This is a genomic window from Lichenicola sp. GTC18331 (assembly GCF_055386855.1).
In genome coordinates this window covers 535525-548272 of sequence record NZ_AP045015.1, presented here as the reverse complement: position 1 = coordinate 548272, position 12748 = coordinate 535525, and the positions used below count along the sequence as shown (strand labels likewise).

Below are 12748 nucleotides of genomic sequence, written 5' to 3'. Positions count from 1 at the left end.
AGCCCATGATCGCATCGGCGAGAACGCCAGGACAACAGCCGGGAGCCGAGGCGGAAGGGCCGAGCCAGATTCCCGCGGCCGGATGGCTCCAGGTCGGCAAGCGGATGTTCTCGTCGTTTCTCGACGACAGGATCATGGCCGAGGCGGCATCCTGCACCTTCTATTCGCTGCTGGCGCTGTTTCCGGCGATCGCCACTGTGATCTCGATCTACGGGCTGTTCGCGGACCCGACGGTGCTGATCGACCAGCTCGACAATGTGAAGGGGGTGGTGCCGGGCGGCGGCATGGACATCGTCAAGGGGCAGGTGCAGGCGCTGACGTCCAGCCCGCCCAAGGCGCTGGGCTTCGGTCTGGTGATCGGTCTACTGACCTCGCTGTGGAGCGCCAACAACGGCACCAAATCGTTCTTCGACGCGCTCAACGTCGTTTATCACGAAAAGGAGAAGCGGTCCTTCATCTGGCTGACGTTGCAGACGCTGTGCTTCACCTTCGGTGCGGTGGTGTTCCTGATCGGCGCGATGCTGATGGTCGTGGTGGTGCCGATCCTGCTCGCCTATCTCGGGCTCGACAGCGCGACCAAGCAGGTGATGTCCCTGGTGCGCTGGCCGGCGATGCTGGTGCTGATGACGTTCGCGCTCGGGATCGTCTACCGGTTCGGGCCGAGCCGGAATCAGGCGCGCTACCAATGGATCAGCTGGGGCGCCGCGTTCGCGTCGATCGGCTGGGTGCTGGTGTCGGCCGCGTTCTCGTACTACGTCGCCAATTTCGGGTCCTACAACAAGACCTACGGGTCGCTGGGCGCCGTGATCGGCTTCATGACCTGGATCTGGATTTCGACCATCGTCGTGCTGATGGGGGCGGAGCTGAACGCAGAGCTGGAGCTGCAGACCAGCCGCGACACGACGGTGGGACCGGACAAGCCGGCCGGCCAGCGTGGCGCGTTCATCGCCGACCATCAGGTGGATACACAGCGGGCCGGGTGAGTTCTATACAGTCCGGCCACACTATCGGAGCGTTCCATGTCCGAAGAATTCCAGACTCTGCCGTCCGGCATCCAGTATCGTGACGAGGTGATCGGCGAGGGGGCCAGCCCCGTTAACGGCCAGACCGTGATCGTCCACTACACCGGCTGGCTCGACAAGGACGGCCAGCAGGGCGCCAAGTTCGACAGCTCGCGCGATCGCGGCCAGCCGTTCCGCTTCACCATCGGCGTGCAGCAGGTGATTTCCGGCTGGGATATCGGCGTCAGCACCATGAAGGTCGGCGGTCGGCGTCTGCTGCGTCTGCCGCCCGAGCACGGCTATGGCGCGCGTGGGGCCGGGGCGGTGATCCCGCCGAATGCGACCCTGCTGTTCGACGTGGAACTGCTCGGTCTCGCCTGAGACGCCGTTTCCGGTGCGGGTTCGCCTGCACCGGGCACTGGATCAGTCCTCCGCGAGCGTGCTGAATCCGTTGAACGGATCCTTGTAGACGATCCGGGAGCCCGGTTTCCCGTTCCACGGGGCGACGTCGCTGTAATCGCACTCGAACATGCCGACCCGGCACAGCGTGCCGTCGGCGCGCCAGACCATCATCAGCCCGTGCTCCAGCTCCCAATCGCACGAGCCGGCCATGATCACGTACCAGGGTGACCCGTCGGCCTTGGTCTCGCATTCTACGTAGAGCTCTTCCGGCGCGATATGCTCCCAGATCGCCTCGGGCGTCTTCGGCACGCTCATCGTTCTGCCGTCGTCGAACGGGGCGATGCCGCAGGTCTCCTTGATATGCCGGTAATAGGCATACAGGTGCCTCGTGTCGCGCAGCCGATCGGTACTCGTCAGGCTCAGGAATGCGTCCAGGGCTTGCCGCGCGGCCGAGTTTTCCTCCAGCAGTTCAACGGCGTTTTCGGTCAGGCAGACGGGCTTGGCGTCGAAATATCCGGTCGTGATCTGCGGCATCAGAGGACGCCGTCGGCGGGAATGGGACGGGTCGGCACGTCGTAGGTCGGATCGAGCCTCGAGCGTAGATAGTCGGCGCCGGAGATGGGCGGATAGCGGCGCAGCGCGGCTTCGCCGCCAGCGATCGGCGAGACGATCACGTCCGGGTTCGGGTCGAGGAAGAACGCGATCGACAAACGCTCCTGTTCCGGCACGCGCACGCGATGCGGGGTCGAGACGTAGATGTCGTTGGTCCAGCGCATCAGGCAGTCGCCGATATTGACGATGAAGGCGCCCTCGACGCAGGGGGCCTCGATCCAGATCCCGTCGCGCCGGCGCAGTTCGAGCCCCGCCACGCCGTCCACGGCCAGGATGGTGATGTTGCCGTAATCGGTATGCTCGCCTGCGCCGGGCGCGTCGCTCGGCACGCCGTCCGCGGGCGGGTAGCGCAGCAGGCGCAGCGTCGCCAGGGAGCGGTCGAGAGCGGGGATGAAGAAGTCTTCATCGAGGCCGAGATCGAGGCAGAAGCCCCGATGCAGGGTGCGACCGATCGCCAGGCAGCGCTCGAAATGCGCCAGCATCGCGTCGCGCCAGCCGGGCAGGGCCGGCCATGGATTGATGCCGCGGAAGGGTTTGCCGAGGTCCGGATCGTCCGGGGGCAGTTCCAGGCCGATATTGAAGCCTTCCTTGCGATCCGGCGCCGCGGCCGGATCCAGCCGTTCCTCGGCCAGACCGAAATAGCCGCGGTTGTTGCCGTGACGGTGGATCGACAGCGCCGCCCTGTCCTCGGCCGGTAGGGCGAAGAAGCGGCGCGAGGCGTCGAACAGAGCCTGCATGGTTCCGGCCGGAACGCCGTGGCCGGTGACGTAGAAAAAGCCGGTGTCGCGGCAGGCGCGGCCGAGCAACGTCGCGGTGCCCAGGCGCGTTTCGGGATCGGGGGCGGTCAATCCGCTCATGTCGATGATCGGCAGGGTCGCATCCATGGCTGCATCCTGGCCGCCGGACGGTCTTGGCTGCAATGGGACGGGAGCGGAAGCCCTGCAACGCCACGCGAAACGCGCACGTCATGAAGTTCCGGCCATGCAATTGCCGCATGGATGTGTCACATTCGCCGCAGCACGATCGCGAAGGAGGGCATGCGCATGATGATGATGGTCGGACTGCCTGCCGTGCTGCTGTCGATCGCGCTGCTGCTGGTCGCCGTGTGCGCGGTGCAGCCGGTGGCGCGCAGGCTGGCGCTGCCGGAAACCGTGCTGCTCGCCGTGGTGGGGATCGTACTGGGCGGTGCGGCCGATGTGCTGCTGCGGTCTTCCGTCACCAACGTGTTCGACGGCGCGGCGCGGACCCTGCTCGATTTTCCGATCGATTCCGAAGCCTTCCTGCTGATCTTCCTGCCGATCCTGGTGTTCCAGGGCTCGCTGATGATCGATGTGCGCCGTTTGGCGCATGAATGGGCCACGGTACTGCTGCTGGCGATCGTCGCCGTGGTGGTCAGCACGGCGGCGATCGGGTTCGCGCTCTATCCGTTCTCGGGAATGCCTCTGGTGGTGTGCCTGACGCTGGGCGCCATCGTCGCCAATACGGACCCGTCCGCCGTGGCGGCGATCTTCGGCGAGATCGGCGCCGCCAGCCGCCTGACCCGTCTGGTCGAGGGCGAGGCGCTGCTGAACGACGCGGCGGCGATCTCGATCTTCGGCATCCTGCTTCCGGCCCTGACCAACCATGCCGAGGTGTCCGCCGGGCCGGCCATCGTCGATTTCGTGCTGTCCTTCGGCGGCGCCCTGGTGGTCGGCGGGCTGCTGGGCCGGCTTACCCTGTGGACCACCACCCTGGTCGGCAGCACGCCTGCGGCCGAGGTCACGCTAACCATCGCCCTGCCTTACGTAGCCTATATCGTCTGCGACCGGTTCGGCATGTCCGGCGTGGTGGCGACCGCCGCGGCCGGTCTGGTGTATTCCGCCTATGGTCCGTCCACGCTGCGGCCGCAGACTTGGCGCTTCGTGCAGGAGCTGTGGGAACAGCTCGTGTTCTGGGCCGGGTCGCTGGTGTTCGTGCTGGCCTCCATGCTGGTGCCGCGCCTGCTGATCGGCATGACGCGATGGGACGTGGTCCTGATCCTGATCGCCGTCGCCGCCGGCCTCGTCGCCCGCACGGCGGTGGTGTTCGGCATGCTGCCGGTTCTGGCCGCGACCAAGCTGTCGCCGCCGGTGCCGACGCCGTTCAAGGCCACCATGGTCTGGGGCGGGTTGCGCGGCGCCATCACCCTGGCGCTGGCTCTGGCCGTGGCCGAGAACTCGCACGTGAATGCGGAGGTGGCGCATTTCATCGGCATCATCGCCACCGGCTTCGTTCTGTTCACCTTGTTCCTGAACGGCACCACGCTGCGCCATCTGGTGATCAAGCTGAAGCTGGATCAGCTGTCGCCGATCGATCAGGCGCTGCGGCATCAGGTGCTCAGCATCGGCCTGGGCGAGGTGAAGGAGCGCACGCGCCGCGTGGCCGGCGATCTGGGCTTTCCCGCCCATGCGATGAAGCATGTTCTGGACAAGCTGGATCGCCGCATCGCCGCCGAGCAGGCCGCCAATACGTTCGACACCGCGCTCGGCGACCGTCAGCGCGTCACCCTGGCGCTGATCACCATCGCCAACCAGGAACGCTCCATCCTGCTCGACCTGTTCCGCACGCGCGGCATCTCGCGGCGGGTAATGGAAACGCTTCTGCGTTCTGCCGAGGCGATGATCGACGGCGCGCGTCTGGAAGGGCGATTCGGCTACGTGCAGGCGGTACGCCGGCGTCTGAGCCCGAGCTGGCGCTTCCGTTTCGCGCAGTTCATCCACCATCGCCTGCATCTCGATGCGCCGCTGATGTATGCGATGATGGAGCGGTTCGAGATGCTGATGGTGGCGCATATCGTGTCGCTGTCGCTGACCCGCTTCATGCGCCGCCGCGTCGAGCCGACTCTGGGCACGCGCCTGGCCGATATCGTGTCCGAGGTGCTGGAACGGCAGCAGAAGCTGCTGGAGGAAGCGATCGGCACCATGCGCCTGCACTACCAGGGCTACACCGAGGCGCTGGAAAGCCGGATGCTGCGTCAGGTGGCCTTGCGTCTCGAAGGCGAGCAGTACGACGAGCTGCTGTCGGAAAGCCTGATCAGCGAGGAGCTGCACGCCGAGCTGTTCCGGGGCGTGGAGGTGCGGCGGCACAGGATGGAGCGGCGCATGCGCTTCAACCTGAAGAGCGGCATCGAAAGCCGGATCAAGGCGATTCCGGCGCTGAACGGCGTGCCCGTGGCGGTGCTGCACGATCTGGCGATGAGCGTGGCGATCCACTTCACTGCGCCGAACGAGCGGATCCTGAAGCGCGACCGTCCCGTGCGCATGGTGTATTTCGTCAGCGCCGGCCAGTTCGAAACGCATGTGGACGAACACGACGTTCATTTCGGCCCGGGCACCGTGCTGGGCGCGGACGATCTGCTGCGTGGCGGCAAGGTGCGGACGTCGGTGCGCTCGCTGCGTTTCGGCCATCTGCTGGCGATGAGCGCCAAGGAGTTCCTGCGTCTGGCCGAGGAATACCCGGTGGTGCGGGAGAACCTCGACCGTCAGTCGCGCGTCCGCATGGGCGAGGCGCCGAACCAGCCGCTTCTGCCCGCGCCGACGGGTGCCGCCGTCGCCCTTCCGGATTACGTCCCGCCGGCGGAGATCGAAACGATCTCGCATCGCTGACCCTGGAGGGCACCGCCGTGAATGGAGCGCTCGACCGCCTTCGTGCCATGACGGAGCCGCCGCAAGGCGCGTCGCCGGTTTTGCGTGCTCTTTGGCACGAGGCGAAGGGCGACTGGCCTGCCGCGCATACTCTGGTGGAAGAGCCGCGCAATGCCGAGGAATGCCTGATGCACGCGTTCCTGCATCGCGTCGAAGGCGATCTCGGCAACGCGGCCTATTGGTATCGTCGTGCGGGGGTGCCGGTTTGCCGGGACGATCTCGAGACCGAGCGTGCCGCGCTGGCCGAACGGCTGCTTCTGTGATTCGCCTTGCGAGCCTGCTGGGTTTAGGGTCGGCCTTTCTCGTTTGCTCGGCGCAGGCCGCGCCGTCCGTTTTGCCTCCCCCGCCGCCGGCCGGCGCGGAGAGCCCCTGGAACGGCGACTGGGTTCTCAGTCAGACACGCAATCCAGCCGCGATCCGGGACCAGGCGGCCGATGGCTACCGCTTCCATATCGGCCGTGACGGCGCGATCCTGTGGGAGATCCCGAGCCTGCACGAAACCGTCAGCGGACATCTCGACGGCGCGGAGATGCCGATCCGGCGCCCGGGCGCCGACGGCATGGCTCTGGCGGTGAAGGCCGACGGTCCGCAGACGCTGCTCTACACCGTCTTTCGGAACGAAAAGCCGATCGGCCAGGGGCGGATGACCCTGGCCGAGCAGAACCGGGTCTGGGTGGACATCTCCGGTCCTTTCGGCCGTCCCGATCTGGCCGGGGTGGTGATCTATGTCCGTCCTGGCCAGGGGAAGAGGTGACTGCGGCTCACGCCATCCAGGACAGCAGGAACGACACGGTGACCAGCGACAGGATGGTGGAGATCAGCGTGGCGCGGCTGGCGACGCCGGGTTCGCGCTCGTAGAGACGCGCCAGCATGAACGGGCCGGTGCCGACGGGAAGGGCGGAGATCAGGATCGCCGAACGCGCCCACAGAGAGGGCAGATCGAACACCAACAGCGCCAGCAGCGCGGTCAGGGCCGGCTGGAACAGCAGCTTCAGCCCGACCACGCGAGCCAGTGCCGCCACGGGCGCGCTGCCCTGCACCGGCTCGGTCAGGAACAGGCCGATCGTCACGAGAGCGCACGGGCTGGCCGCGTCACCCAGCAGGCCGGTGAAGCGCAGAACCGGCGCGCCGAGCGGGATCCCGGCCAGATTCACCGCAGCCCCCGCCAGAGGAGCTGCCACCAGCGGGTTGCGGATCAGTGCCGCGCCGACATTCAGCAGCGTCCGGCCCGTGCTCTGGCCGGATTGCAGGTCGAGCTCCACCAGGGCGATGCCGAGCGCGAAGAGAGCGCACACGGTCAGGATCGACGCCAGGATCACCGGCGGCAGACCATCCTGGCCGAACACGCCGAGGCAGAGCGGGATGCCCATGAACGCGGTGTTGGCGTAGCCGGACGCCAGCCCTTCGATCACCGCGCCGGATAGCCGGTTCTCCCGCTGCACCGGACGGCGCAGATCGAGCCATAATCCGATCGCGAAGGTCGCGAGCATCGCGACGGCGTAGCAGACGATGAAGCCGGGATGGCCGATCTGGCCTGGCGTGATCTGCGCCATGCTCTGGAACAGCTCCGCCGGCAGCGCCAGGCGTACCACGAAGCGGTTCAAGCTGTTGGTGGCGCCGTCGCCGAGCCAACCGAGCCGCCCCGCCGCGAAACCGGCCAGGATCAGCCCGAAGATCGGCAGCAGGACCGACAGCACCGCCTGCATCAGCCGGCTCCGCCATCCGCGGGAGACGCGATCAGCATCTGCACCGGAACGTCCTGCGCCGTGGCCGATGTGACGGCGATGCCTGAATTGTCGAGCGCGCCCAGCTCCACCGGAGCGCCGGGCTGCAGCAGCACCACGCGCCCGGCGATCCGCACCCGGACCGGATCGCGGAACAGCAGGGTGAAGCGCGTGCCGGCGGGCGGCCTGACCGGATCGCTCCAGCGTCCGGCCGGAGCATCGAAGCGCAGCCTGCGCAGCGGCACAGGCGGCAGGGACAAGGACAGCGTCGTCGGCGCGCCGGGACGCAGATCGATCTCGCGTTCCACCCGCTGCATGCCGGCCGCGGTCGCCGCGATCCTGTGCGGCCCGGCGGGCAGGGTGCGGCGCAGAGGCGTATGGCCGATCACCCGCCCGTCCACGCTCACCGACGCGCCGGCCGGATCGCTGTCGAGCACCAGCTCCGCCGGTTTCGGCTGCGGCGACAGGGTCAGGGTCGTGGTTCTGCCGATCTCCGCGTGCAGGATGCGGTCCGGCGTCATGTAGCCGTCCGCGGCGAAACCGATCCTGTGCCGCCCGGCGGAGACCGCGATCGGGCTGTCCGCCGCGCCGGACGTCACGCCGTCCACCAGGACGCTGCCGGAGGCGGGGCGGCTCAGATGCACGATCAGCGTGCCGTGCGGCGTCACCACCAGCGTCCGCCACAGGATCGCCGCGCACACGAACACGAAGACGGCGGCGAGAAGTTTGCGGATGGCGCCGGCCCGGTGCGGATTGGGCGGACGCGGCGTGCGCGACCGTTCGGGCCGTGCGCGTGTGTCGTTCCAGCGTGTATCGTGCGCGCTCTCCGCACGCTCGTGCGGGGTGTCGTGCGCAGGTTCCGGCATCGGCGCGAAACTCGGCTCGACACGCACCGGCTCCTCGGGCGCGGCGGTGGTCCGCACCAGATCGGGCGGCACCACGGGGGCGGCCGGATGCGAGGCGGCGTTCGGCGGCGGGGGTTCGTCGGCGACGGGCGGCGCCGGCGGGGGAGCGGGCGGTGGTGTCGGCCTGGCGATGCGCTGCTCCCGGCCGCAGAACGGACAGAACGGCACCGCCGATCCGAGCCTGGCGTCGCAATGCGGGCACGTCACGCTCACGGCGCGGCACTCCCGCATGCCGCCGACCAGCCATCGGGAACGGGCTGGCTCGGGGTGCAGCTTCCCGCCTGCGGGATGCGGTTGATCGCCGCATCCGCCAGTTCCAGCAGCCCGGCGCTCGGCTGTGCGTCCGGCGCCACCTGCTCGTCATGCTCGAAGCGCAGGATCGCCGCTGACAGCACGTCCGACGCGACGCCGTCCACGGGGCCGTCGTAATACAGCAGCCGTTTCAACGCCGCCTGGGTGTCGCGGATCAGCGGACTCGCTTCGGGGGCATCGTAGAGATGATCGGCGACGCGTCCCGGTCCCCAGCCGCCATCGGGCAGCCGGCAGCGCTCGCCTTCCACCGCGAAACGGCGCGACGCACCTTCCACAGTGTAGCGCAGCGCCCGGCAGAAACGCCCGTCGCGCAGATCGGGGGCGAACGGGACGATGGTACCGGACAGGCCGGTATTCGGGTCCTCCCAAGGCACCGGCGTGTTGGCGGGAACACTGTCGAGAATGGACGGCAGACGCCCCGCAACCGCCTGCTGCGCCTGCGCCATCGGCAGAACGGATTCCTGTGCCCGGGCGGGTTCCGGCGGCAGCAGCAGAAGCAGAACCGGGGCGAGAGCGTATCGCCGCCAGGGCCGGAACCCGGCGTCATTCGTCATCCGGCAGAAGCTCCTCGTCCTCCGGCAAGGTGTTCCGCAGCAGATCGAGCAGCACCGGAACGTCGCGCACGCGTTGCCATTGCGTGCTGCCCAGCAGACGGACATTGGTGCCTTCGCGCAGCGTTCCGTTGCCGGCCAGAACGCGCATCTCGGCCAGGGCGAACGGGCCGGAGAGCTGTTTGGCGATCGAGAGATGCCAGGCCGCTCCGGTGGAAAGCGGTTCGTCGCGTGGCGGCGCTCCCGCAGAGGTCGCGGGCTGTAGCAGACGCGACAGGGCCGTTTCGGTGAAACGCTCCGGCACGATGCGTCTCTTGTCCTGGGCGCGGGTTTCCGGCGCGTCCGACGGGTCCTGGTTGGCGTCGTGCGGATCGGCATCGGCGGCGCTGCCGGGCAATGCTGTCGTCCAGTCCGGAATAGTGCGGGACAGGGTCTCGAATGCATCCGTCACGTCGCTCGGCGCGCCCTGGATGGTCGCGGCGCGTTCGCGCAGATCCTGGGCGATTTCGCCTGCCAGGATCTGCACCAGACCCGGAATGCGGTCGGTCTGGGTCGGCCCGATCCGGCTCTTGCGCGCGGCATAGACGCGCTCGCCGGTCCAGCCGATCAAGGCGGCGGCGGCCAGCAATTGCAGCTTGCCGAGACCGTGCTCGAACGCTTCCACACGATTCTGCACCTTGTCGCGATGGCGCGAGAAGCCGCTGGACCGGATCACCCGCTCCGTGCCGGCATCGCCCCAGTCGCCGCCGCCCAGATCGATCTGGTAGGGCTCGCCCGGACGGGCGCCGCGCTGAAGGATTCCGTAGGCCACGCCGCGGATGAATAGCCCCATGTTGCGGCGCATCTCCTCGATCTCGCGCGTGGTCGGCACGACGGGATCGGGGAAACGCTCGCTCTGTCGATGCGTGTGCAGCGGCATCGGCCGCTTCTGTTCGAGCTGGTAGGCGATGCGCCAATCGGTGCGGAGCGGATCGATGCTGTCGAGCGGAATGCCGCTCAATTCGCAATAGATCACGACGCGGTCTCGCAGACCCGAATTCAGGTATTGCGGCACGCCGATGCCGAGACGCCCGGTCGGCACCACCTGCGCGATCTCCGCGCCGAAATTGCGTTCGAAGCTCTCCTTGTCGTCGGTGGCGATCAGCAGCGTGTAGCGCGGCCCCATGGCGATGCCTGTGCCAAGATGATCGAACGAGGCGTCGAGCCAGGGCATGGCGCGGACCATGGCACGCCCGAAGATCGCCATGCGGTCGCGCGCGCTCATGTCGAGCAGGATCGACTGCGCCGAACGCAGCGAGTCCGCACGCGGCGCCAGCTGCACCCGCGCGAAGCCGCGCAGACGATTCAGCAGAACCGCTCTCGCGGAATCGTCGCGCAGGATCGGGAACAGAACGCGCGATCCGCCCTCGTCGCGGAACATCTCCTGCGCCCAGCGGGTAATGTCCGCAGGGTCGCTGTCCAGCATGGCATGCGCTTCAGCATCCGCTTCGGGCAGAACCACGAAGGTTCCGGCATCGCGCCGCGAGACCGCTTCGCGCAGAAGCCCGATCTCGGTGTCGAACTCGGCCAGGGTGCGACGCACCAGCAGACGGCCCTGCACAAGCTCGGCCACCGCGCCATCCCAGAGCGTGTTGCCGTCCGCATCCTGGCCGCGGCGCGTGCCCAGCATCTCCGACATGTCACGCAGGAATTGCTGCGCTTCCACGGCGGCCTGACGGCGCAACTGCATGGCAAGATAATACGAGGTCTCGACGTGCAGATGCTCGAGATAGCGTTCCGCCGCCTTGCGGTCCGGGCCGAACAAACGGCGGTTCACCGCCTCGCGCAGATTGTCGAGCGATTGCTCGAAGCGGCGCTGCGTTTCCGCCGCGCGCGCGGCGTAGCGGTTTTCGATCTCGAACAAACGTCCGATCTCGGTTTCGAGCTGGAGCTTGGAATCCTCGACAAGACGGATGGTGTAGTCGAGACCGCCGCGATCGCGCTGGTCGAGATAATCGAACAGAACCGCGCGCAGACCGTGCGGCCCGGGGGAGGCGCGTTCGGCCGTGAGGCGGTTGCGCGTCGCCAGGATCAGATCGGCGGCGAGGCCCGATCCGCTCTTGTGCCTGATCGTGCCGAGAACGTCGCCATGGCGTTGCTCGAATTCGCGCAACGCCAGGGTCGGCAGATTGCGCGGATCGGCGCCATTGAACGCCTCGCTCTGGTAGGTCGCGAGCAGATCGCGATCGATCCCCGCCAGGATCGACTGTCCGTTGCCGTCTTCCAGCAGGCGCTCGATCAGCGCGGGCTCGTTGATGGTTCCGGTATCGCTGGCGCCGGGCAGGACGTGCTGGAACGGGTTGGGCTGGAGAAAGAACTGCTCGTCGAGGAAGTCGTCGCGCTCGGACGGCGTCGGCAAACGTCCTGAATCCTCCAGCGCCACGTTGAAATACGCCTTCAGCATCGCCTTGGAGGTCTCGGCGACCGCGCTGTCTACCGCGACGCGGCTCTTGGTGTCGATCGTGCTCTGGCCGAAGGACGAGAAGAGCTGGCTGTAGCGCAGCGCCTGACGGCCGAGCTTGGCCGGCAAAGGCGGTTCGTAGTTGTCGACCTTGTGCTGCGCCTGGTTGACGGCGATGGATCGCTTGGTCGCCGCGAATTCCGAGGTGCCGAAATCCTCGAACAGGATGTCGGCGGCCATGTCATAGAGATCCTCGACGCCGTCGAGACCGTCATCGAGCACGTTGCGCGTGTCGAGCAGATACACGTCGTCGAACGGCGCGATATTTGCCGCCGGGCCCTGATGCTCCGCCCATTGCTCCACGAAAGGCGGGGAGGGGTTCGGACGCATCGCGTGTTCGAGTTCCATCAGCGCCGCGTAGCCGTTGGCGCTCACGCGCTGTCGCTGATGATCCTGGTATCCGCCCGGCAGAAGCAGGACCAGCTCCACCGTCGGCATCGGATGGATCAGCGACCGCAGCGCCAGTCCCAGATCGATGAACGCGCCCGATCCGGTGCCTCCGGCCGCCGAACACACCACCACCACGCGCAGACGGTTCTCCACCTCCAGACCGAGATGGGCGAGATCGTCCTGATGGCCGACGGAGCGCAGCAGATGGTCGGCGCGCTCGCGCAGCATGTCGGAGAGTTTGCGGAACTGATCGAAGAACAACAGGCGCGAGATCGCCCGGACCTGTCCGGCGCCTTTCTCCGTGTTGATCAGCGCGAAATCGGCGATCGGCAGCCAGTCCGCGATCAGCGGATAGCGGTCGATATCCTTCATGTAGCGCTTCACGTCGACGGCGTGCTGCAGACGCTCGTTCTCGCGAAAGGCGACGATGCGGGCGAGCGGATCGCTGTTCGCCTGCCGGTCGCTTTCGATCGCCGTGCGCAGGTCGGTGTCGAAATACACGAAGGAGGCGATCGGGAAGCGCGACAGATCGTCGATCCGCCGCCCGTTCCAGTCCGCGGTCAGGATGCGGCGGCGCAGACGCAGCAGGATCTGCATCCCGGTGCCGCCCAGCCCCACGAACAAAGTAGGCTGCACGCGCCGCGGCGTGGCCTTCTCCGGCGTGCCTGATGTGGTGGCAGACATGGGTC

Annotated in this window: 11 protein-coding genes; 5 read left to right on the top strand and 6 right to left on the bottom strand. The window is 67.6% G+C overall.

Annotated elements, in window-relative coordinates:
* Positions 1 to 5 precede the first annotated feature (5 nt).
* Positions 6 to 983 (top strand): YihY/virulence factor BrkB family protein, encoded by a 978-nt coding sequence (locus tag ACZ5BM_RS02585; protein WP_498909779.1) that lies wholly within the window; start codon positions 6 to 8, stop codon positions 981 to 983.
* A gap of 36 nt (positions 984 to 1019) precedes the next feature.
* Complete coding sequence (locus ACZ5BM_RS02580) at positions 1020 to 1382, top strand: FKBP-type peptidyl-prolyl cis-trans isomerase (RefSeq protein ID WP_498909778.1); 363 nt, start codon at positions 1020 to 1022, stop codon at positions 1380 to 1382.
* Positions 1383 to 1424: 42 nt separating this feature from the next.
* On the opposite strand, the gene ACZ5BM_RS02575 is transcribed toward ACZ5BM_RS02580, so the two are convergent.
* A complete protein-coding gene (locus ACZ5BM_RS02575; RefSeq protein ID WP_498909777.1) occupies positions 1425 to 1937 on the bottom strand; it encodes a DUF6985 domain-containing protein in 513 nt (170 codons plus the stop codon).
* Positions 1937 to 2899, bottom strand: coding sequence for an isopenicillin N synthase family dioxygenase (locus ACZ5BM_RS02570; RefSeq protein WP_498909776.1), 963 nt, complete (start codon positions 2897 to 2899; stop codon positions 1937 to 1939). Before ACZ5BM_RS02570 ends, ACZ5BM_RS02575 begins: the two co-directional genes overlap by 1 nt.
* Before the next feature lie 162 nt (positions 2900 to 3061).
* On the opposite strand from ACZ5BM_RS02570, the gene ACZ5BM_RS02565 reads away from it, so the two are divergent.
* Genes ACZ5BM_RS02565 through ACZ5BM_RS02555 form a run of 3 tightly spaced genes read left to right on the top strand, consistent with a single transcriptional unit; the run spans position 3062 to position 6431 of the window.
* Positions 3062 to 5638, top strand: coding sequence for a cation:proton antiporter (locus tag ACZ5BM_RS02565; protein WP_498911454.1), 2577 nt, complete (start codon positions 3062 to 3064; stop codon positions 5636 to 5638).
* A gap of 17 nt (positions 5639 to 5655) precedes the next feature.
* Positions 5656 to 5940: a hypothetical protein gene (locus ACZ5BM_RS02560; RefSeq protein ID WP_498909775.1), complete on the top strand. Its 285-nt coding sequence runs from the start codon at positions 5656 to 5658 to the stop codon at positions 5938 to 5940.
* Positions 5937 to 6431: a hypothetical protein gene (locus tag ACZ5BM_RS02555; RefSeq protein ID WP_498909774.1), complete on the top strand. Its 495-nt coding sequence runs from the start codon at positions 5937 to 5939 to the stop codon at positions 6429 to 6431. The genes ACZ5BM_RS02560 and ACZ5BM_RS02555 overlap by 4 nt, the downstream gene beginning before the upstream one ends.
* A 7-nt stretch (positions 6432 to 6438) precedes the next feature.
* Here ACZ5BM_RS02555 and ACZ5BM_RS02550 read toward each other — a convergent pair whose 3' ends face one another.
* From ACZ5BM_RS02550 to ACZ5BM_RS02535, 4 genes are read right to left on the bottom strand one after another with little or no spacing between them, the layout of a single operon-like run.
* Entirely contained in the window at positions 6439 to 7383 is a 945-nt protein-coding gene (locus ACZ5BM_RS02550; RefSeq protein ID WP_498909773.1) for an AEC family transporter, read from the bottom strand.
* Positions 7383 to 8519 carry a PEGA domain-containing protein gene (locus ACZ5BM_RS02545; RefSeq protein WP_498909772.1) on the bottom strand — a complete coding sequence of 379 codons (1137 nt, stop codon included), beginning with the start codon at positions 8517 to 8519 and terminating at the stop codon, positions 7383 to 7385. Before ACZ5BM_RS02545 ends, ACZ5BM_RS02550 begins: the two co-directional genes overlap by 1 nt.
* Positions 8516 to 9172, bottom strand: coding sequence for an RT0821/Lpp0805 family surface protein (locus ACZ5BM_RS02540; protein ID WP_498909771.1), 657 nt, complete (start codon positions 9170 to 9172; stop codon positions 8516 to 8518). The genes ACZ5BM_RS02545 and ACZ5BM_RS02540 overlap by 4 nt, the downstream gene beginning before the upstream one ends.
* Complete coding sequence (locus ACZ5BM_RS02535; protein ID WP_498909770.1) at positions 9162 to 12743, bottom strand: tubulin-like doman-containing protein; 3582 nt, start codon at positions 12741 to 12743, stop codon at positions 9162 to 9164. Before ACZ5BM_RS02535 ends, ACZ5BM_RS02540 begins: the two co-directional genes overlap by 11 nt.
* Between the last annotated feature and the right edge of the window lie 5 nt (positions 12744 to 12748).